General features: G+C 27.9%; 16 protein-coding genes. 14 read left to right on the top strand and 2 right to left on the bottom strand.

All coding sequences use genetic code 11. From position 1 onward, the window contains the following. Positions 1 to 107: 107 nt before the first annotated feature. The 10 genes from EJJ37_RS12855 to EJJ37_RS12810 all read left to right on the top strand — a co-directional run bounded on the left by EJJ37_RS12855 (position 108) and on the right by EJJ37_RS12810 (position 16,038). Complete coding sequence (locus EJJ37_RS12855) at positions 108 to 6,077, top strand: fibronectin type III domain-containing protein (protein WP_133015981.1); 5,970 nt, start codon at positions 108 to 110, stop codon at positions 6,075 to 6,077. Positions 6,078 to 6,108: 31 nt separating this feature from the next. After that, positions 6,109 to 7,920, top strand: a complete 1,812-nt coding sequence (locus EJJ37_RS12850) for an immunoglobulin-like domain-containing protein (RefSeq protein ID WP_133016012.1) — start codon at positions 6,109 to 6,111, stop codon at positions 7,918 to 7,920. A 172-nt stretch (positions 7,921 to 8,092) separates the two neighbouring features. Next, positions 8,093 to 8,953, top strand: coding sequence for a DegV family protein (locus tag EJJ37_RS12845; RefSeq protein WP_133015980.1), 861 nt, complete (start codon positions 8,093 to 8,095; stop codon positions 8,951 to 8,953). Between the two features lie 245 nt (positions 8,954 to 9,198). Further along, the gene (locus EJJ37_RS12840) at positions 9,199 to 9,630 is read left to right on the top strand and encodes a MarR family winged helix-turn-helix transcriptional regulator (protein ID WP_133015979.1); all 432 of its coding nucleotides are present in this window, start codon (positions 9,199 to 9,201) and stop codon (positions 9,628 to 9,630) included. Between the two features lie 156 nt (positions 9,631 to 9,786). Continuing rightward, positions 9,787 to 10,263: a glutathione peroxidase gene (locus tag EJJ37_RS12835; RefSeq protein ID WP_133015978.1), complete on the top strand. Its 477-nt coding sequence runs from the start codon at positions 9,787 to 9,789 to the stop codon at positions 10,261 to 10,263. 184 nt (positions 10,264 to 10,447) lie between these two features. After that, entirely contained in the window at positions 10,448 to 11,377 is a 930-nt protein-coding gene (gene rbsK / locus EJJ37_RS12830) for a ribokinase (protein ID WP_133015977.1), read from the top strand. A gap of 84 nt (positions 11,378 to 11,461) precedes the next feature. After that, positions 11,462 to 12,130 carry a response regulator transcription factor gene (locus EJJ37_RS12825; RefSeq protein ID WP_133015976.1) on the top strand — a complete coding sequence of 223 codons (669 nt, stop codon included), beginning with the start codon at positions 11,462 to 11,464 and terminating at the stop codon, positions 12,128 to 12,130. Further along, positions 12,127 to 13,137, top strand: coding sequence for a sensor histidine kinase (locus EJJ37_RS12820; protein ID WP_133015975.1), 1,011 nt, complete (start codon positions 12,127 to 12,129; stop codon positions 13,135 to 13,137). Before EJJ37_RS12825 ends, EJJ37_RS12820 begins: the two co-directional genes overlap by 4 nt. 92 nt (positions 13,138 to 13,229) lie before the next feature. Next, positions 13,230 to 13,997 (top strand): ABC transporter ATP-binding protein, encoded by a 768-nt coding sequence (locus EJJ37_RS12815; RefSeq protein ID WP_133015974.1) that lies wholly within the window; start codon positions 13,230 to 13,232, stop codon positions 13,995 to 13,997. Further along, entirely contained in the window at positions 13,987 to 16,038 is a 2,052-nt protein-coding gene (locus EJJ37_RS12810; protein ID WP_133015973.1) for an ABC transporter permease, read from the top strand. Before EJJ37_RS12815 ends, EJJ37_RS12810 begins: the two co-directional genes overlap by 11 nt. Positions 16,039 to 16,256: 218 nt before the next feature. Here the strand turns inward: EJJ37_RS12810 and EJJ37_RS12805 are convergent, their stop codons facing one another. Together EJJ37_RS12805 and EJJ37_RS12800 are read right to left on the bottom strand one after the other, a co-directional pair. Beyond that, positions 16,257 to 16,649 carry a hypothetical protein gene (locus EJJ37_RS12805; protein WP_133015972.1) on the bottom strand — a complete coding sequence of 131 codons (393 nt, stop codon included), beginning with the start codon at positions 16,647 to 16,649 and terminating at the stop codon, positions 16,257 to 16,259. A 344-nt stretch (positions 16,650 to 16,993) separates the two neighbouring features. Further along, a complete protein-coding gene (locus tag EJJ37_RS12800; protein ID WP_133015971.1) occupies positions 16,994 to 17,281 on the bottom strand; it encodes a hypothetical protein in 288 nt (95 codons plus the stop codon). 654 nt (positions 17,282 to 17,935) lie between these two features. Here EJJ37_RS12800 and EJJ37_RS12795 point away from each other — a divergent pair. The 4 genes from EJJ37_RS12795 (at position 17,936) to treP (ending at position 23,379) form a co-directional block, all read left to right on the top strand. Then, positions 17,936 to 19,378, top strand: a complete 1,443-nt coding sequence (locus EJJ37_RS12795; RefSeq protein ID WP_133015970.1) for an FAD-dependent oxidoreductase — start codon at positions 17,936 to 17,938, stop codon at positions 19,376 to 19,378. A 157-nt stretch (positions 19,379 to 19,535) separates the two neighbouring features. Then, entirely contained in the window at positions 19,536 to 21,461 is a 1,926-nt protein-coding gene (locus tag EJJ37_RS12790) for an OPT family oligopeptide transporter (protein ID WP_133015969.1), read from the top strand. Next, the gene (locus EJJ37_RS12785) at positions 21,451 to 21,795 is read left to right on the top strand and encodes a PqqD family peptide modification chaperone (protein WP_133015968.1); all 345 of its coding nucleotides are present in this window, start codon (positions 21,451 to 21,453) and stop codon (positions 21,793 to 21,795) included. Before EJJ37_RS12790 ends, EJJ37_RS12785 begins: the two co-directional genes overlap by 11 nt. A 177-nt stretch (positions 21,796 to 21,972) precedes the next feature. After that, positions 21,973 to 23,379 carry a PTS system trehalose-specific EIIBC component gene (gene treP, locus EJJ37_RS12780; RefSeq protein WP_133015967.1) on the top strand — a complete coding sequence of 469 codons (1,407 nt, stop codon included), beginning with the start codon at positions 21,973 to 21,975 and terminating at the stop codon, positions 23,377 to 23,379. Positions 23,380 to 23,590 lie beyond the last annotated feature (211 nt).

Genomic DNA, 23,590 nt, shown 5'->3' with positions numbered 1-23,590 from the left:
TAATCAAATCATTTAAAAATAGGGTTTTAAAATATTCAATAATAAGGTAAAATGTAAAATATTAAGTTATATTAGCTAAATTTTATTAAAACAAGGAGAGGGTGTAAATGAAAAAAATAGTGTCATGTACTATTGCGACAGCATTGGCAACAACAAATTTAACTACTATATCAGTGGAAGCCATGAACTCAACTACTAAAGTAGATGATTCTATTAATGTTAATGAACACATTAATAATTCAACGGAGGTAATTGTTGAGGATACTGATAAAATAGAAAACAATAATACCACTGTAGAGAGTGATAATTCTAGCGATAATAATCTTAATGAAAATAATAGTGAAGAAAATCAATATTCTAATGAAAGTGTTGATGATTCAGATTCTGAAGAATCATTAACTCAAAATAATGGACAAACATCTGAGGAAAGTAATATAGCCTCTGATGATAATTTAGAGAATAGTGATGTTGAAAGTAGTTTAAGTGTAGAGGATGAACAATCTAATAATATAGATGAAATTAATGTAAATGAGAAAGAGAGTCAAAGTAAAGCTACTAGTTCTGAAGAAATAAAAAGTTATGGGAAATTAGAATTTGATATTAATTTTGCTATGCCAATAATTAATACTGATTCAATAAATATTAACTTATTTAAGGAAAATCAAAATATTGGGCAAATATCTGATCTATCAACTGAAGAAGGAACTTTAGATAATGGAGTAACATATAGAATTGAAAAGTTAAATTCAAAGAAGCAGCCATTAGAAGATGGAGAAAATGATATTTACTTCTTACATATTATAATTGAAAAGTTAGAGCTTGGAACATATAGTGCTGAAATTAAATCAGAAAGTTACATAGATACTACAGTAGATAATATAGAAATAAAAGATTTTTCAAAGAGAGTCATTTTAGGAACTAGTTATAATGAAGCTTTAAAGTATAATGGAGTATTTTTAGCTGGAGACGTTAATGGCGATGGAAAAATAGATATGGGTGATTATAATTTAGTATTTGAAAATATAGGATCATCTAATTCAAAATATGATATTAATAAAGATGGAAAAGTTAATGTTACGGATTTAACTTATGTTAATGAAAATATAGGTTCAACTAGAGGTAATGTAGAAATAGTTGATACTGATGCAATATTAGATTTAAACAAAATTACTATTGATGATAGTAATTTAAAGTTAGAAGAAGGAACAGATATAAGAGATATATTTGTAGACAATAATAAGTCAGTTACAATGACTAAGGTTGATGGAGAAGCACCAAGTGAAGAATCACCATTAGTTATCGGTATAGATTTATCTACAGGTTTAAGAAGTAATGAAGCTGTAGAAATGGAACAAATAGTGCTTAAGGAACCTGAATATTCAAGTAATGGAGAGGCAGCACTTCCAAGTACAGGAACTATAACTTATGAAGATGAAAATGGAAATGTTGAAACAATAAGTTTCCCTAATGAAGGTGCAGGAGTGGCAACTTTTAGAAGTGCAGAATCTGGAGATTTAGTAATAGACCTTGGAAAACAAGTAGCTGTTAAGAAGATTTCTATTAATGTAACAGGAAATAGAGGTAACAAAAAGATTTCTGAAATAGCTAAAATAGAGTTTTTAAATAATGTTTATAAAGAAATTCCAGAGCCAGAAATGAATATTCCTCAAATAAAAACAGTTGAAACATCAACAAATTTACATGATGAAAGAATAACTTTAACATGGGATGCACAGCCTAATGTAACTGCATATGAAGTTACATATCAAAAGCTTGATTCAAATGGAAATGTTAAGAGTACTAAAAAACTTCAAACAAATAAAACAAGTTTAAATATATTGGATAAAGACATTAAGCCTTATGATATATATAGAGTTAGTATTCAATCATTAAATGGAGAATGGAGCAGTGGATACCAAGGTGAAAGCGAAAATCCATCAGCTTTTGATGGAAAACCTGATAATGTAGATGAAAACTACAACATAATTCAAAGTTATTATGATGGATATAAAGGAACGGTATCAGAAATACAAGTTGTTCCAATACAATCACCAGAACCACCAAGAAACTTAACAACAGTTCAAGGATATAAATCATTTACTGTAAGTTGGGAAGAACATTCTCAAGCTAGGGAATTTGATATTTACTATAGAAAAGTAGGAGATACAGATAAAAGTTGGATAAAGGCTAACGATAATAATAAAAAGGTAACTGAAGATAGCACTGATGTAACTAATCCAGATAAGAGTAAATTAGTGAAAAGTCACAGCTATACAATAAATAATCTTGAAGATAATACAACTTATGAAGTAAGAGTAACTGCAACTAATCACTTAGGAACTAGTAAGATGTCTAGTACATATATAGCTAGTACTACATCTGTTAATCCACCAGTTATGTCAGAGTATAAGCTTATCAATAGACCAACAGATGAAAATGAAATAGGTACAACTCATATTATTGATGTACGTAACAAGTTAGATGCTGATGGATGGGCAACTAGCGATTCAGCTTTAAAATACGACTCAGAATATGCATTAGTAGATGGAGATTTTACTACTTCATGGAAGGTTAATGACTGGGATACAGGGGCTAGTTATGGAGCTAATAGAGGTTCAGAAATTACATTTGATGATAGTTATACAATAGGGTCAATAGCTTTTGCAGAGACATTAGAGCAAGGATATAATATGTCTTTATATAAAGTTAAGGTTACTTACTGGGATGAGGAAGGAAATCAAAATGTAGTTTACCCAACATCATTCCAATCAAAGGTTTCTAATGGACATAAATATTACACTGTAAAGCTATCAGAACCAATAACTGCAAAGAAGATTAAGGTAGATACATCAGGATATGGTGGAAGTGTACAAACAATGTCTGAAATTAGATTTTATGAATATGATAGTTTGGCTGATGATATAAAAGGTTTATATACTGATGATTTAAGACTTGTGCTTAAAGATGATGTAACTCAAGATACTTTAGATGATTTAGCTAATAGATTAAATACACCGGATCCTATAAGTAATGAGTATCATCCAGATAAGTCTGTTTTAGAAGCAGAATTAGAGGTAGCACAGAAATTATTTGATGATAAACAAGTATCAGAAAAAATAACTAAGTTAGATGCAAGTATTAGAAGTGGTGGTACTGGTCCATCTTTAGGAATGCAAAATGATTGGCAATCATTAGGAAGTGTTGCAAGACCAAGTGTTGATGAAGATGGTACATCAAAACAAATTGTTGTATATATGGGATCAAGTGATCCAAATACAAGAGTTCAAATAACATTCCTTCAAAACTATGGTCTTCCAGGTTCATATCAAGGAGGAACTGTTACTATAAAACCAGGTAGAACTGAAATTACTATTCCATCAATTATAGCTGCTGATGTAGAAAAAGGTGGGCAAGTAATGGCAAGGGTGACATCTGGTAGCACTAGTGCAGATATACAAATACGTTTAAGTGGAGTTACAGATATTCCGCATTTAGATGTTAATAACTTAATAAATGATGAATCTAAAGAAAATGAAGTTAAAGATAGAATAAGAACATATATATCAGAGTTAAAAGCATATATGACAGATATTAAGAGTCTTTATCCAACAGAGGTTAGTGATACAGATAAGGAAAATAATATATATCTTTATGATGAAAAAACATCACCTTTAAACACTACTGATATTGAAGGAGATAGATTTACTTTAACTTTACCAGCATCAGAGATATTAAAAGGTATTGAAGAAGGTTTAGTTGGTAATGAAGAAGCTCAAGTAGAAAGAGTTTATAATGCACTTTTAGCTTGGGAGCAAGAAGTTCAAGTTGGATTTGCTAAGAAAGGGGTATTTGAATCAGTTCAAGACTTTAATAATAATGGAGAAGTAGATACAGAGGATACAGCATATTTCAATAAACACAAGGCACCAGCAACTAGATTAAATATTAAATATCAAAGAATGATAATGGGTGCTGCAGCATATGCATCAGGACATCATATAGGTGTTGGTTTTGAAAGCTCTAATTATATTCAAGGTGTTCCTTATAAATTTGATTCAGAAGGAAATGTAACTAATTCAAATGAAGCTCACCTTTATGGTGCTTTAATAGGGCATGAAATGGGACATGTTATGGATATTGGAGATAGATTATATCCAGAAACAAGTAATAACTTAATGGTAGCTATTACTTCAACTATGCTTGATGAAGATAGTCCATATGCATCATCAATGAATGCTTTATATGAGAAGGTTACTTCAAACACTTTAGGTTTATCTACGAATAGAAGTGTAGTATTAAATATGTTATGGCAACCTTATTTAGCATATGAAGATAACAGCACTTATAAGATGTTACTTAACGGTTTTGATGGTAACTTAGATGATGATTCTTATTTTGCTAAATTAAATAGAGCATATAGAGAAATGACAGAAGAAGAAAGAGCAAATGGTGATAGAGATCAATGGTTAATTAGAATGAGCTCTAAAGTTGTAGGAAAGGATTTAACTGATTTCTATGAAGCACATGGAATAATAGCCAATGCTACAACATTAGAATATGTATCTCAATTCCCTAAAGAAACTAAAAAGATTCAATATATAAATGATGAAGCTAGAAGAAGAAGAATGGCAGGAACTGCAGATATGGAAGCAGGAACTACTTTATCAGCTGAATTTGGAACAGATTCTAAAGGTAATACAATTACAGATGGTTCTTATGTTAATGATAAAAAGGTTTCAATTAATTTATCTGTAGATAAGAGCAATGATAATATTTTAGGATATGAAATTTACAGAAATGGTGAACCTTGTGGATTTATTGTAAGAAATAAAGATGGGGAAGAAACTGTTTATACTGATGTCGTTGATAATATAAATAATAGAGTGGTTGAATATTCAGCTATTGCATATGACTATAACTTAAATCCAACTAATGAAGTTGAGATAGGAACTGTTAAAATACGTCATGAAGGTGGATTAGCAAAATCTAGTACTTTATTAACTACGAATACTATAAGTGTACATGAAGAAAATAATGATATTCACTCTTGTGAAGGTAATGAAGATTTAACACTTGCTTTAGATGATGATAATACTACTGCTTATGAAGGTAGAATGTTAAGTAAATCAGAATATAATAGTTCAGTTCATGGTACTGAAATGAATCCAAATAATGATCCATATTTAATATTAGACACTACAGAAATGCAAACTTTAGTTGGTATTAAGTATACAGCACCTTTAGAAACAACTGGATTTATATTTAAGAAAGAATCTATAGTTAGCAGTGCCCTTAATAAGTATAAGATAGAAGTAAGTAAGGATGGAGTGAATTGGACAACTGCTAAGGAAGGAACTTTAAGTTTAACAGCAGAAAATCCTACAGCAACTATTTACTTTGATAAAGAAGGAGTTACTGGAGGAAATCAATTAAATTCATATAATGCAAGATATGTTAAAATAACTGCTTTAGGTACAAAGAGTATATCTGCTGCAGAACTTGAATTAATAACACCTCCGGGAGACAATATTGAAATTGGTGTTGCTGATGATAATATCAACTATAAAAATGGTATAGGAATATTAAAAGAAGATTATGTATATCAAGTTGATAATATTGAAACTGAAGAAAATGAAGAGAAATCAATTCCAGCAGGCTCAATAATTATAACTGGTGAATATAGAGGAAATCCTGCATTTAATGTACCTTTAGTGCTTAATCAAAATGAAGAGCATATTGCAGATAAATATGATGGAATACTTTTAGCAGAAGTACCTGATAATGGTAACTTAGAAGAAATAGCTGAAGGAAATTGGATTTATTGGGTTGAGCCAGAATATGTAGCAGAATTTATGGAAAGTAATACTGAGATATTTGCTGAATTATACAGAACAGATAGCGCTGATGCATTAGAAGGTGGACAAAGACTTGTAAGTGATACATTTAGAATTACAGTACCAGATGAATTACCAGAAATAAGCTTAACATCTGGAAAAATTAGAAGTCTAACTTCTAACAATATTAAAGCAATTGAAATTAAAGAATCTACAATTAACAAGATTACAGAAGGTAGATAATAAGAAATAATGCGCTGTAAGGAGGATTGTTATGCAAAAGGAGATTTACCAAAAGAGATCTGAGAGAAGAAACGCTAAGAAAAAAATAAATAAGAAAATTATACCTCTAGTAATTATATTTACACTTTTTATAAGTGTATTTGCATATTCAAAAAATAGTTCTGCAGATAATAATAAAGTTAGTAACCCTTCTGTAGAGTTAAATGTTGAGAAGATAAGCAGAGATAAAGTAAAAATAGCATTAAGTAATTTTACGCCAGTAATAAAATCATTACAAATAAACTTAGAAATTAATGGAAATGTTAAATTTGTAGAGGATAGCATTAATTGGATTGTAAGTTCTGATTCAAATGATGTAAAAACTCATGTAAAAATGGGTAGTGATAAAAAGAGTATGGAAATTTTTATTGTTTCAAATGATGCTTTAAATAAAGTTGGTGGAACATTAGATATATGTGAAATAGAAGTTTCTAAAACTTCAAGTGGAAGTTCAGCATACTCTATTGATGCTAGTGTGAATAGTGATGGAATTTCTTATAGTTATGTAGTAAATGACACAAATAAACAAGTTAGTGGTATTGATATGGCTAATTTAAGTGAGGATAAACTAACTATAAATTCATTACCGGTAATTAGTTTAAAAAATTCGTCTTCAATAGTTGATGGAAAGATTGTTATATCTAAGGGTGATACTTTTGATGCAAAAAGTTATATTGAAGTTACTGACGAAGAAGATGGCGTAATTTCTACTGACAATGTTACTGTTGAAGGAAAGGTTAATACTAAAATAGTTGGATCTTATGCTATTACATATAGTGTAGCTGATACAGAAGGAGATATTTCTTCTTTAGAAACAACGGTAATTGTTGAAGATATAGCAGAAGATAATGCAACTAATCCAGTAATAACTGTTAATAATAGTGATAGTGATAAATTAACTATTTCTGCTGGAAATAATGTTGATTTAAATGAGTATATAACTGCAGTTGATTATTTAGGAAGACCTATTACTGTTGAAATAACAGGAGATTATGATTTAACTACTCCAGGAACTTATATTATAACTGCTATAGCCACAGATAGATTTGGAAATGTAAGTGAAAAAGAAATTACTTTAGTTGTTGAGAAATCAGATGATTCAAGTGATTCAGATGGAGTATCAAAAGCATATAAATTTAAAGCTACTATAACAAATAGTGAAGGAAAAGTAGTTGCAGGTGAGAAGTTCAATTTATATAAAATTGAAGTTAAGAAGAGATGGTTTAGAGCTGATTCTGAAAATCTTATATATATTTCTACTTTAGAAAGTAATGAAGAGGGAGAAATTTATGCAGAGTTAGAAGAGGCAGGAAAGTATGTATTAAAGCAAGTTAATTCAGCAACTGGCAATGAAGTAACAGGTTCTGAAGTTACTATTGAATTGACAGAAGATAATAAAGGAAATGTTATTACAATACCAGATATAGTAATAAATGATGCTACATCAGGAGATAGCGGAAATAATGGCAATAATGGAAGTAATGATGATAACGGAAATAATGGAGATGCAGGAACAGATGACTCAGGTTCTGGAGATATAGGAACTGGTGATTCAGATTCTGGAAACCTAGGAGATAATGGAAATACTGATAATTCAAATAAACCAGAAGTACCAGTAAATCCGGAAGATCCTGATTCATCAGATAATAGTAATAATGGTGTTACTAATGATGATAAGATAACTGAAGAAAATAAAAATGATTTACCAAAAACAGGACAAGGTGTATTCTATGGAGTAACTATAGCTGTAGCAGTTATAGTTATTGGAAGTGGAGTATATTTAGTAACAAAAAAGAAAAAGTAATATAATATAGTTTTCTCATAGGAGATAGAATACTTTCTTTTCCTATGAGAAAATTTTTTTATTTATTAATGAAGAGGTATAAAAACTATATTATTAAAATTATTTTGGTTGAATAATATTAGTGTTAAATATAAAATATGTACTAGAGTAAATAGTTAAGAGAGGAAAAGATATGTGTAATAGTATTGGAATTGTAACAGACAGTAATAGTGGAATAACACCAAAGGAAGCTAATGAGTGGGGAGTAACTGTTATCCCTATGCCTTTTTACATAAATGGAGAACTTTATTATGAAGGATTAACATTAAATCAAAAAGAATTCTATAAATTTTTAGAGGATAATTTAGATGTGAATACATCACAACCATCACCAGGAGATGTAATGAAAACTTGGGATGAAGTTCTTAAAGAGAAAGAGTACATAATATATATTCCTATGTCTAGTTCACTAAGTGGAACTTATGAAACAGCAGTAATGTTAGCAGAGGAGTATGAAGGAAAGGTATTTGTTGTTAATAATAGAAGAATATCTGTAACTCAATTACAATCAGTTAAAGATGCAATAAATCTTGTTAAGAAAGGTAAATCAGCTAAAGAAATAAAAGAAATATTGGAAGATAGACAATATCAGGCTAGCATTTATATAGTACCTGATACATTAGATTACCTTAAAAAAGGTGGAAGACTTACACCAGCAGTTGCTTCTTTTGCAAAAGTATTAAATATTAAGCCAGTTCTACAAATTCAAGGTGAAAAATTAGATGCATTTAAAAAGGTTAGAGGAATGAAGCAGGCTAAGAGAGCTATGAAGGAAGCAATAGCTGATGATATTAAAAATAGGTTTGCAGGTAATTCAAATATGAGAATATATGCAGCATATACAGGTAATGAAGAAATAGGGATAGAGTGGAAAGATGAGTTGAAAGAAGCGTTTCCAAACTATGATATTCAGCTATATCCATTATCACTAAGTGTTAGTTGTCATATTGGACCAGGGGCTATAGGTATAGCCTGTGTAGAAGAATTATTATAAAAAATATAATTATTAAAGAGTAAGGTTTTGATTTTAGTCGTTAAGTATAATGATTATTAATATTAAATGTGATGAAAATATTATCTTAACGACTAAAATATTAACAAAGCTTTAGAGTTAGCTTCAAGAAAAATTAATATTGAAAGATGGATATAAAAAGATTGACAAAAATATTTTTTATAAATATAATCATAACATAATTAATTGAATTAAATTAAATTGCAAAAAATCAAAAGGAGTCAGTTATGGATAAATATGAAAAAATAAAATTAGATAACCAATTATGTTTTTCATTATATGCTGCTTCAAGAGAAGTAATCAAAATTTATAAGCCATTATTAGATAAGTATGGGCTTACATATACTCAATATATTGCAATGTTAGTAGTATGGGAATATGAAAGAATAACAGTAAAAGAAATGGGACAAAAACTTCATTTAGACTCAGGAACACTTACGCCTGTATTAAAAAAGTTACAGTTAATGGGGTTAATAATTAAGTATAGAGATAAGAATGATGATAGAGTTGTTATTGTTGAAGTAAGTGAAAAAGGAAGAGAGTTAAAGGATAAAATTATAGATGTTCCAGAGCAAATGTATTGTAGGTTAGGTAGTAATGTTGAAGATGCAATACAGTTAAAAAAAATGTTAGATAAATTATTAATGGAATTTAAATAAGAATTTGTTTTATACGTTTAATTAGAAGGAGATTATAATTAATTATTTTTTAGCTTTTTATAATTAAACGTGTAAATATCAAAGTCTATTATTAAAAACAAATTAATTGAATAAAATTAAATTTAACAAAATTATTGAAGAGAGGAAGTAAAGAATATGAAATTTTATGATTTTTCAGCTAAAAAGATGAATGGACAAGATATAAAGATGGATAGCTTTGAGGGAAAGGTAGTATTAGTAGTTAATACTGCAAGTAAATGTGGATTAACTCCTCAATTTATTGAATTAGAAGAGTTAAATAAAAAATATAAAGAACAGGGATTAGAGATTTTAGGATTTCCATGCAATCAATTTGCTAATCAGGATAAAGGAAGTAATGAGGAGATACAAGAGTTTTGTTCATTAAATTACGGAGTTACTTTTACTATGTTCCAAAAAATTGATGTAAATGGAGAAAATGCACATCCATTATATAAGTTTTTGAAAAATGAGAAAAAGGGTTTATTAAATAAAGAAATTAAATGGAATTTTACAAAGTTTTTAATTGATTCAGAAGGGAATGTAGTTAAGAGATATGCACCTACAGTTAAACCACTAAAAATAGAAGAGGATATTAAATTATTGCTAAAATAATTTAACTATTAAAAAAGGTATTTTTAAGTAAATCTTAGTAACTTATAAATATCTTTTTTTTATTTATGAAAAATCATAAAAGAAATCTTTAATAAAAGTTATTAAATAACTTTTATTAAAAGTGTATTATATACTTAAAGGATTTAATAATTTAAATAGAGTTGTAGAAGTAGGAGATGAATTTATGAATAAAATATGTGTACTTGGAAGTATTAATATGGATTTAGTTGTAAAAGTTAATGATATACCAAGGGTAGGAGAAACTATTTTATCACAATCATTTGAAAAGATAGCAGGAGGAAAAGGGGCAAATCAAGCTGTTGCAGCTAAAAGATGCGGAGCTGAAGTTTCTATGATAGCTAAAATAGGAAAAGATGAAAATGGACAAATTCTTAAGAATAAACTACAAGAAGATAATATAGATGTGAAATACGTTTTTGAAGATAAAAAAGAAGCAACAGGAATGGCTTTTATTATGGTTAATGAAAATGGAAATAATTCAATAATAGTTGTATCAGGAGCCAATATGACAATTGATGAATATGAAATTGAATCTTCATTAGAGAAAATTAAAGAATCTGATATTTTAATAGCTCAATTTGAAACAGCTGAAGAAATGACTTTAAAGGCATTTAAAAGAGCTAAGGAATTTGGAAAGGTAACAATATTAAATCCAGCTCCAGCAAAGGAAATAAATGAAGAACTTTTAAAGGTAACAGATATTATAGTTCCTAATGAAACAGAGGCAGAAGTATTAACAGGAGTTACCGTTGAAACTTTGGAAGATGCAAATAGAGCAGGGCAAATATTTTTAGAAAAAGGAGTTAAGTTTGTAATAATTACCTTGGGAGATAAGGGGGCGGCAGTAATAGGAAAAGATTTCTGTGAATTGGTACTAGCATATAAGGTAAAATCTATAGATACAACTGCAGCAGGAGATAGTTTTATTGGAGGTTTAAGTTCGAAGTTAGATTTTAAAAATATTAATAAAGAAACTTTAATAAAGGCAGTGAATTTTGGAAATAAAGTATCATCAATATCAGTTCAAAGAAAAGGTGCTCAGCCATCAATTCCATATTTAAAAGAAATAGAAGAAATCTATGGAGAGTATTAAATTTATATAAAAATTGCTATATGCAAATGGAAAATGTTTGTATAATCTATATTAAGAATAATCTAGAGTAAGGAATTATTAGATATGTATACTATAATGATAATCGATGATAATGAGCAATTACAAAATGAAATAGGAAATATAATGATTAGAAATGGATATTCAATTATTAAGCCAAAGGACTTTAGTAATATTCCCTATTTAGTAAAAGAAAATAAACCAAGTCTTATATTATTAGATATAAATTTACCAGAAAGTGATGGGTTTAAAATTTGCACTGAAATAAGAAGCTTTTCAAATGTTCCAATTATATTTATAACAAGCAGAGATACTAATATAGATGAGTTAATGGGAATAACATTAGGTGGAGATGATTTTATAACTAAGCCTTATAATACTCAAATTTTATTGGCTAGAATAAACTCTCTTATTAAAAGATCATATCCTAATGAAGGAATTACAGAGGTTATTGAACATAATGGAGTTAAGGTAAATATTTTAGCAAGTACTGTGGAGTATAATGGAAAGTTTCAGGAGCTTACAAAAAATGAGCTTAAAATATTACATTATTTATTAAACAATAGAGGGAAGATAGTTTCTAGAGTAGATATTATGGAATATCTTTGGGATAGTTCAATGTTTGTAAATGATAATACTCTTACAGTTAATATTGGAAGAATAAGAAGTAAAATTGAAGAGCTTGGGGTGAAGGATTATATTAAAACGAAAAGAGGACAAGGATATCTAGTATGAGCTTAGGTGATTTTATTAAAAGTAGATTTTCAGTTATATTTGTAAATTTTATTGGATTAATAATTTTATTAATTTTTCTTTTTAGTGTAGGAAATACTATAGACATTTTAAAGATAGTAGCGTTTGTATGGACTATAGTAGTAGGAGTTTATTTATTTTTTCAATATAAAAGTAGAAAAGAATTTTACAATGAACTTTCAAAAACTGTAGATAATTTGGATAAAAAATACTTAATAAGTGAAGTTATTGATAAACCAATCTATTTAGAAGCAGAGCCATATTATGATTTGTTAAAGAAAGCTAGTAAGTCCATGAGAGAAGAAATAAATTCTATTAAAAATAGTAGAAAAGAGTATAAAGAGTATATTGAACAGTGGATACATGAAGTAAAAACTCCAATAGCATCTATAAAACTTATAGAAGAAAATAATAAGACAAGTACTTCAAGATTTGTATTACAAGAACTTGAGAACATAGATAGATATGTTGAACAAGCTTTATTTTATGCTAGAAGTGAAGAGGTAGAAAAAGACTATTTAATAAGGGAGATGTCATTAGGAGAATGTATAAATAAGGTCATAATAAAAAATAAGCAAATATTTATTTTGAATAATATAGATGTTGAAATATATAATTTAGATAAAAATGTTTATAGCGATAGCAAATGGCTTGAATTTATTTTAAATCAGGTAATAGTAAATGCTATAAAATACAGAAATAACAATGATCCAATAGTTAAGATATATGTAAGAGATATAAAAAATGGGATTAAATTGATAGTTGAAGATAATGGTATTGGAATACCTTTAGATGAATTAGAGAGGGTATTTGAAAAAGGATTTACAGGAAGTACAGGTCGATTAAATAGTAAATCTACAGGGATTGGATTATATTTATGCAGAAAATTATGTAATAAATTAGGATTGTTAATAGATATAGAATCAGAAATAAATAGTTATACAAAAGTCAGTATTACTTTTCCTATGGGAAGCTTTTGTAAGTTCTAATTTAGTAATGTTACAACATTGTCACCTAAAAGTAATATTAAATCGAATCTACAGTGTGATATATAAGTTAAAATATCTTTGAGGTGATAATAATGAATGAAGTATTAAAAATAAAAAATATTGAAAAATACTATGGAAATAAAGGAAATATAGTTAAAGCGATTGATGATATAAGTTTTACGGTGAAAAAAGGTGAATTTGTAGGAGTAATGGGGCCATCAGGATCAGGTAAGACAACATTGCTAAATATGATAGCAACAATTGATGATGTTAGTTCAGGTAATATTTATTTAGATGGAAATGACTTAACAGAAATAAATCAAAAGAATATAGCAAAGTTCAGAAGAGAAAATTTAGGATTTATATTTCAAGATTTTAATTTGTTAGATACATTAACTATTCATGAAAATATAGCTTTAGCATTAACAATAAATAAAACTAAAAAAGATTATATAGATAGTAAAGTATTAGGTGTGGCTAAGAAACTAGGAATAGAAGATTTACTTTCAAAATATCCTTATGAGGTATCAGGAGGACAAAAACAAAGAACAGCATGTGCAAGGGCATTAGTAACTAATCCTAAACTTATTTTAGCTGATGAACCTACAGGAGCCTTAGATTCAAAATCAGCTCAAATGTTAATAGAGATGATATCAAATCTGAATAAGGATTTAGATGCAACAATATTAATGGTAACCCATGATTCTTTTACTGCCAGCTATTGTAATAGGATATTATTTATTAAAGATGGAAAGATATTTACAGAATTAGTAAGAGGTGAAAATACGCGAAGGCAATTTTTTAATAAAATATTAGATGTAGTAGCATTATTAGGTGGTGATGTTAGGGATGTACGCTAAGTTAGCCAAAAGTAATGCAAAAAAATCTATAAAAGATTATTTAATTTATTTTATAACTATAACAATATGTGTAAGTTTGTTTTATGCAATTACCTCTCTTTCTAGTTCAAGTTATGAATTGATTACTGAGGAATCTTATAACTTTAGAGCTTTAAAATTAATATTACAGTATTCAACTTATGTAATTACAGCAATTCTTATTTTGTTAGTAGCTTATGTGAACAAATATATGATAAGAAGACGTCAAAGAGAGTTTGCAACGTATATATTGCTTGGAGCAGAGCAAAAAAGTGTGGCATTAATGTTTTTTATTGAAACTCTTGTAATTGGAGTTTTAGCTATAATTACAGGAATATTTGTTGGAACTTTATTTTCACAAGCAATTACAGCCTTAGTATTAATAAGTGCAAAGCAAAAAATAGTATTTAGTTTAAGATTATATATAGATACAGTAGGAATTACATTTATATTTTTTATAGCTATGTTTTGTATAATAGGCTTGTATAATATTATAGTTTTAAGAAAGATCAAGCTTATAGATATGCTAAATGCACACAAACAAGTTGAGTTCCAATTTAAAAGAAGTGGCAAAATATATACTGTAATATTTATAGTATCAATAATTTTATATACTATTTGTGGTTATTGTACTTTTAAATTAATAAACACAAAAAGTGATTATAGTATAAAATCATTGATGAATATAGGAATATCTCTAATTACCTTTATAATAGGAACTTATGCATTATTTTATTCAATAGCTTATATAATTATTTATATAAAAAATAAGTGGATTAATTTTAAATATGAAGGAACAAATTTATTTTTCATAGGATCAATAGTATCAAAAATAAAGACGGCACCCATATTAATGGCTACAATATCAATGACTTTTTTAGGTGCTATGATAAGTTTTATAATAACTATTGTAATGGCTCAGTGGGCACTTGGATATTTAGATATGAGAGTTCCTTATGATATAGATATAAGAAATAACTATAGTACAGTATTTTTAGAACAAGCTAATATAAATGATAGTAAAGAACTACCTAAATTAGATTATAGTGAAGTTTTAAATAACTTAATGAATAAAGGATACGATGTAGAGAGTTATTGTAAGGTAGAGAAATATAGTATAAAAACAGATGAAAATAGTGGATTAATTTCAGCAATAAGCTTAAGTGATTTTAATAAATTAAGAAGTATGTTAGGAAATGAAGAAATTGAACTAAATGAAAATGAGTTTACAACTCAATGGTATAGTGTAGTTACTGATGAAGAAATAAATAATTATATTAAAGGAAATTCTACTTTAAATATAAATGGTGAAACTTTGAAAATAAGTGAAAAATCAAATTACAAAGAATCTATTGGAGAAGGTTTTTATAGTCCATATTCAAATAGTATTATGATTTTACCTGATGAAGTATGTAATAAACTTGATTTTTCAGAAGCTAATTTTATTGTTAATATTAATAATGAAATGAGTTATGAAGATGCTAGTGAATTTCAAAATAACTATATAAATGAGTGGTTTAGAAAAAATAATTCTGAATTTGTAAAAAAGTATAGTAATGAGCGAGATATAACATATAGAGTAATTGATACAAGAATTAAATCACTAGAAACTAATAATATTTTAATTACAACTTTAGCTATGAGAATTCTTGGTATATATTTAGGAGTAGTTTTATTAATGATAAGTTTAACTATTTTATCTCTTAGCCAACTTTCTGAATCTATTGAGCATAAAGATAGATTTAATGTGCTTAAAAGGCTAGGCATTGAGGATAAAGAAATAAGTAAGATTATTTTAAAGCAAATTTCAATATATTTTATAGTTCCTATTTCTATAGCAATGATTGGTGTTGCAATATTTATATATAATTATTATTTGTTTTATAAAAATATAATTACAGTTTTTGTTGGAGATGGAACATTCGTTTTAAGTGTAATCTTTGGAGTTACTTTAATGCTTGTTGTCTATATATGCTACTTTGGAGGAACATATTATACTTTTAAGAGAAATGTTAATACTTAAATTAATTAAGCATTAAATAGTTTTAGGATTGAATTAATTATGAAAATAAATATTATATTATTATTTTAATAATAATATAATATAAAAAATCTCCTACTAATAAGTTTAAATAAGTAGGAGATTTTTAATTGCTTTATTTAGTTAACATCTGTATCAAAATTTTCTATATTATCTATAGAAGTATCTTCAATACTATTTGTTTCAACACTAATATCTTCTTAATTATTTACTTCACTATCAATGTTTTTTTCAATATTTATTTCACTATCAATATTCTCTTGAGTAAGAGTTCCTGTATCAGGTTCCTCTAATTCAATAGTATCTGTATTGATTTTGATATCATTAAGTTCTAATATTTTATCTTCAAGATCTTTAATTTTTTGATTTTTATCCAGAATAATTATATTAGCTTTCTTAATCATTTCTTCAGCTTCAGTTTTAAGTGAATTATATTTTTCTAATAAAAATGCTTCATTATTTTCATACCAAATACCTTGTCCGTATTTATTACCATTTGAGTCATTTAAGTATCCATCCCAAGTTTTATCATTTCTTGTAACCTTTCCATTTTCATCAGTAAGCTTTATCACAATGTTTCCTTTTTTACTCATTGGTAAATCTATAGTTTCAGGTAATTCAAAGGTTACTTGAGTATGGTCTTTATAAAATAAAAATACACTTTTAAATTTTTAACAGTAGGAATAGAAGTATCAACAACTGAAGAATCTAATTTACCAGTAATATTTTCTAACTCTTTACTTGTTAAAGGCGTAGCATCAGCATTAATTTCATTAACAGTTTCTAAAGTGTCTGCAATATATTGATTAGCTTTATCTATTTCTGCAGTAGTTGCTTCTTTTAATACGTCTATTTCACTTTCTAATTCAGCTTTTTCAGCTTCTAATTCCTTTATTTTATCATTTAAATCTTTTATATTTGAAGTATTATCTTTTAATTATTCTTTTAAATTAGCAATTTCCTCTTCTTTTTCTGATATTTGAATTGTTAGAGTTTCAATTTCAGTGTTTTTCTCTTCGATTATTGAGTTAGCCTTAGCGATTTCAGCTTCAGCATTGGCTTTGATTTCTCCATATTTGCTTACTAAATATTCTTCATTACTTTCATATTGAGTAATCTTATTTTTAGTAATCTCTAAAGCGTTTGTAAGCTTATCCATATTATCACTATTAAGTACTGATACTACTACACTTGTAGTTAAAGTTCCAGCAATTAAATAACACATAATATTTCTTCTTCTTTATTAAATAAATCAGAATTTAATCTGTTAAACTTTTCCTCTGAAGCATTTTTATACTCTTGATACTTATTAGATAAAAGAAGATTCTCATTATTTAATTTAAGATTTTGACCTTTAATATGTAGAATTCCAATAGTAAAGAAAGTAATAGATGTTAAAACTGCTATTAATATATAGAGTTTTTTTCTTTCACCAACCCCACCTCCTTACTTTTGATATACAATTTAAATTTGGTTAGCTAACCAAAAGGAAGTATAGCATAACGCAATAAGTGTGTAAAATTCATTGAAATATGCTAATAAAACTTAATAAAAGAATAATAAAATAGAAAAATTAATATAATTTGTCGTATTTGCTTGATATAAGTCTGGATAAGGAGTTTTAATATGGTAAAACTTGAAATATTTAATTAAATAAAAACTAAGTAAAAAGCTTTAAAATAACAAGTTTTATCATATTTAGTCGAATAAAATCATGAATTAATATTCTTAAATCAATATATATGAGGTAAACATTCAGTAAAGTTATTTAAAAGGAAGTATTATGAAAAATATTTAAAATAGTAAATGCTATTATGCTTATTTTTATATAGCTGCATACAGATTTATAAATGTGAAATAATATAATGGAGGTGATTTGATGAAATCAATATGGGATGAAAGTTGTGAATTTGATAAAAGAGAAGAACTAAAGGGTGATATAAAAACTGATGTTTTAATTATTGGAGCAGGAATAACAGGAATACTAATAGGATATTTTTTAAAGCAAAGTGGTAGAGAGGTAGTATTAATTGATAAATCTAAGATTGCAAGCGGAAATACAAGAAATACCACTGCAAAGATAACATCACAACATGATTTAATTTACAATACATTAATTGAAGAGTTTGGAGAGGAAAAAGCTAAGCAGTATGCATATGCCAATGAACTTGCTATAAAAAAGTACGCAGAAATTATTAAAGAAAGAAAAATAGATTGTGATTTTGAAAAAGTTCCTGCATATATTTATTCCTTAAATGAAATTGACAAAATAATAAAAGAAGTAGAAGCAGCTAAAAAGTTGGGAATAGACGCAGAATTTATAGAAAAAATTGATATTCCATTAGATGTTAAAGGGGCTATTAAATTTAATAATCAGGCACAATTTAATCCGCTAAAGTTTTTGAAGGATATTTCAAAGGAATTAGTTATTTACGAGAATACTAGAGCAATAAAAATAGAAGAAAACTTAGTAAGTACTGATAAAGGAAATATAGTAGCCAATCATATAGTAATAGCTACGCACTATCCAATAATGAATGCACCTGGATATTATTTTATGAAAATGCATCAAGAAAGATCTTATGTTATAGCTTTAGAAAATGCAGATAATAATATTGAAGGAATGTATATAGATTATGAAAAACAAGGTTATTCATTTAGAAATTATAAGGGATTACTATTATTAGGTGGCATAAGTCAAAGAACAGGTGAAAATGAGGGTGGAGGAAGCTATGATAAATTAAGAAAGTTTGCAAAGGAAATTTATCCAAACTCAAAAGAAAAATATCACTGGTCAGCTCAAGATTGTATTACTATTGATGGTATACCTTATATAGGAAGATATTCTGATAGTACACCTAATATATATGTTGCTACAGGCTTTAATAAATGGGGAATGACAAGTGCTATGGTATCAGCTATGATAATATCAGATTTGATATTAGGGAATGATAATAATTTCTCCGAAATATTTTCACCAAAAAGATTTGATTTATCATTATCAATCAATAATATTGCTAATGATTTAGTTGAAACAGCTAAGAATTTTATAGCGCAAAAGATATCTATTCCAAGTAGTGAAATAGAGCATATTAAAAATGGGCATGCTGGAATTGTTGAGTACAAAGGTCAAAAGGTTGGAGTGTATAAAGATAAAAAGGGAAAAGAATTTATTGTATCAACTAAATGTGCGCATTTAGGTTGTGAACTTCATTGGAATGCAGATGAGTTAACATGGGATTGTCCATGTCATGGATCAAGATTTGATTATAAAGGAAATTTGATAGATAGCCCTGCAGTTAAGGGCATTGTAGAAGATTAAAGAGTATATAATAATAGTATTATAGAGATATTTATAATAAAAAATAGTCTCCAATAATGTAAAAAAATAAAATACATATACTAAATATATTGCAGTAATAGCATAAAATGACTATACTAACTATGTTGCAGTAATAAAACGAAGGAGGAGATTATATATGAAGAACAAATTACCTAAGGAAGCTTACGGTGGTGTACATGGAAAAGATTATATTCCATATATAACTGATAAATCAAAAAAAGGAACTAATATTGCTGTAATGATAATAGGAATAGTTTTATCAGTAATATTTGCAGCATCAACTGCTTATTCAGGAATGAAATCAGGATTAACAGTAGCAGCAGGTATACCAGGGGCAATAATAGGTTCAATGTTTATAGGTGTATTTGCTAAAGACAAAGGAATACTTGGCAAAAATATAACACAAGGTATGTCAAGTGGAGGGGAATCAATAGCTAGTGGTATGATATATGTTTTACCAGCTATTATTCTAATTGGAAGCGACTTCACTTTCCTAGAAGGGCTAAGTGTAGGAGTAGGTGGAGCTTTATTTGGAATAGGAGCTTTATCATTAGTTTATAATTATTTAATTGTTGAAGAACATGGAAAACTTATGTATCCAGAATCAATGGCAATCTCAGAAACATTAGTTGCTTCTGAAGGTGGCGGAGATGCTATTAAATTTATGGGTATAGGTTTTGTAATAAGTGGTATCATAAACGTATTAACAGGTTCATTTTTAAATGTAATAAATAATACTATTACATATGTAGGAAGTAAGTTTTATAAATGGAAATTTTCTATTGAAGTAAATCCACTTTTATTAGGAATAGGATTTATAGTTGGGTTAGAAGTTTCATTAACTATGCTTGCTGGATCAATATTATCTAATTTTGGTATTGCACCATTAATAGGTTATTTTACAGATATGGCACAAAGTAATGCTCATGCATGGAATGATACAACAGTTCTTATAAGTCAAATGGATGTAAATGCTATAACAGGAAGTTATGTTAAGTATATAGGTGCAGGTATGATGCTTTGTGGTGGTATAATAGGTGCTCTTAAACTTATACCAACTATAGTTGTTTCTATAAAAGAAACATTAAAAGCAAAATCAGCTAAAGATGGTAATGGAGAAAAGAGTTCAGGTGAAATGATACTACTTTTAGCAGGTGTTGTAATAGCATTTGTAGCAGGATTCTTTATTTCACAAAGTATTGCAATGGCAATAGTATCTGCAATTGTTTCACTAATACTATCATTATTGTTTGTAATAGTTGCAGGACGTTTAACAGGAACTATAGGAACATCAAACCTTCCAGTTTCAGGAATGACAATTGCATCATTAGTAATACTAACATTAGTTTTTGTAATAATGGGATGGAAAGGTCAAGCCGATAATAAATCACTACTTTTATTTGCAGCATTTATGGTTGTAGCAATATCAGTAGCAGGTGGATATAGCCAATCACAAAAAGTAACTTATGTTATAGGTGGAAGTAAAAAAGAAATGCAAAACTATTTTGCAATAGCAAGTATAGTAGGTGTTATTGTTACTACAGGAACAATATTAGTGCTTTCTAGTCAATTAAGAATTACTGGAGCAGATGCACCATTTGCTTTACCACAAGCAAATTTAATGTCTACATTAACATCTGGTATAATGTCAGGTAATTTACCTTGGCCAATGATTATAGTTGGTGTTGTAATGGCGTTATTTTTATTCTTATTAAATTTACCAATAATGACAATTGCAATAGGTTTCTATTTACCTATATCAACAACAACTATTATTTTAGTTGGAGCATTAATACGTGTGTTTGTTGAGAAGATGAGTAAGAGTGAAGAGGATAAAGAAGTAAAAGTTGCAAATGGAATAAGTCTTTCATCAGGACTTGTTGCAGGAGGTTCTATCATAGGACTAGTAGGAATTATATTACAAGTAACAGGATTAATAAAACCAAGAGTTCCAAGTGGATTTGCTGCTAGCAATATGATGGGAATACTATTATTAATTGTTTTAGTTATAGCTACTACAATTCCAATTATGATGTCAAAGGTGAAAAAGAATGAAAGATAATGAAGAAATTCTAAATTTAAAATTTAGAATTTGCGATAATCTTAACTATAAAATTGATGATAATGGAATAGTTACAGTACTTGAAAAACAGGATCATAAGATTCAAAAGTTTTTCAGAAAGTTAAAATTTAAAATTCCTTTATATAAGGAAATTACCCTTGATGAAATTAGTAGTGAAGTATTTACACAAATTGATGGAGTTAAAACTGTTAAGGAAATTGGAGAGTGCTTAGAAGTAAAGTTTGGAGATAAGGTAAATCCACTTTATGAAAGATTACTAGTTTTTCTTAACCATATTTATGTAAATTGTAATTATATTGAAAAAATAGATTAATGATTATATGCCTCAAGTGTAAGGGAAAATATCCCTTCCGCTTGGGGCTTATGTTTTAAAAGGATAAAATTACTAGTGAAAACTATTTCAAAGGGTGTTGACAAACATATACGTACAAGTTATTATTTAAATATAACGTAAGATGTACGTACATGTTTGAAATTAGGAGGCAAAACGATGGGAAAATATATCGATGATTCAAAGGCGTTATTGCAATATGTAGGTGGAAAAGATAATATTAGTGCCGTTACACATTGCGTAACTCGTATGAGATTTGTATTAAAAGATACAAGTATAGCAGATAAAGAAAAAATAGAAGCGTTAAAATGTGTAAAGGGAACTTTTATTCAGGCTGGTCAATTCCAAGTAATAATAGGAAATACAGTAACTGATTTTTATAATGATTTCGTAAAAGTTTCAGGAATTGAAGGTGTAAGTAAAGATAGTGCTAAAGATGCAGCAAAATCAAATATGACTTTTATTCAAAGACTTATGGCAAATTTAGCAGAAATATTTTCACCACTTATTCCAGCAATTATAGTTGGTGGTCTTATATTAGGATTTAGAAATATTATTGGTGATGTAAAGTTTTTTGAAAATGGTACAAAAACTTTAATTGAAATATCACAATTTTGGGCAGGAACTTATAGTTTCTTATGGTTAATAGGTGAAGCAATATTCCACTTCTTACCTGTAGGTATAGTATGGGCTATAACTAAGAAGATGGGAACTACTCAAATACTTGGTATAGTATTAGGTATTACATTAGTATCACCACAACTTTTAAATGCTTATGCAGTATCTGGTGGAGCTGATATTCCATTCTGGGATTTTGGATTTGCTAAAGTTAATATGATTGGTTATCAAGCACAAGTTATTCCAGCAATTTTAGCAGGGTTTGTATTAGTTTACTTAGAGAAATTCTTTAGAAAAATATCACCAGCAGCTATTTCTATGATAATAGTACCATTCTTTGCATTAGTACCAGCAGTACTAATTGCACATACAGTACTTGGACCTATAGGCTGGAAAATTGGAGATATTATATCAACAGTAGTATATTCAGGTTTAACATCATCATTCAGTTGGTTATTTGCAGGTATATTTGGATTTGTTTATGCACCATTAGTTATTACTGGTTTACATCATATGACAAATGCAATTGACCTTCAATTAATGTCACAAGTTGGTGGTACATTATTATGGCCAATGATTGCGCTATCAAATATAGCACAAGGTTCAGCGGTACTTGCAATGATATACTTACAAAGAAAAAATGAAGAAGAAAAACAAGTTTCAATACCAGCATGTATTTCAGCATACTTAGGAGTAACAGAGCCTGCAATATTTGGTGTTAACTTAAAATACGGATTCCCATTTGTTTGTGGAATGATAGGATCTGGTATAGCAGCTGTTATTTCAGTAGGAACTGGAGTAATGGCAAATGCAATAGGTATTGGAGGAATTCCAGGAATACTTTCAATCCAACCACAACATATGTTAATGTTTGCTGTAGCAATGGTCGTAGCAATAGTAGTTCCATTTGTATTAACAATAATTGTTGGTAGAAAAAAATTAAGCTAAAAAAATAAAGTTAAAAGGATAATATAAGGATGATATATTGAAGGTAATTAAGTTACTAGATATGTATCGTCCATTATTTGCTAAAAAGAAATATAGTGTAGGAAACTAAACCGTATTTATAGTAATTTAAATAATACTTTCATAGAGAAAAATAACGAAGAGTACAGAATAAATAGTTGTAATAAAAGTAGTTAAGATAGTAAACACTATG

It is taken from the genome of Clostridium cuniculi (genome assembly GCF_004353185.1).
Taxonomy (GTDB): domain Bacteria; phylum Bacillota; class Clostridia; order Clostridiales; family Clostridiaceae; genus Clostridium; species Clostridium cuniculi.
The sequence above is the reverse complement of the archived record's forward strand: the minus strand, read 5'-3'. Positions and strand labels throughout refer to the sequence as shown.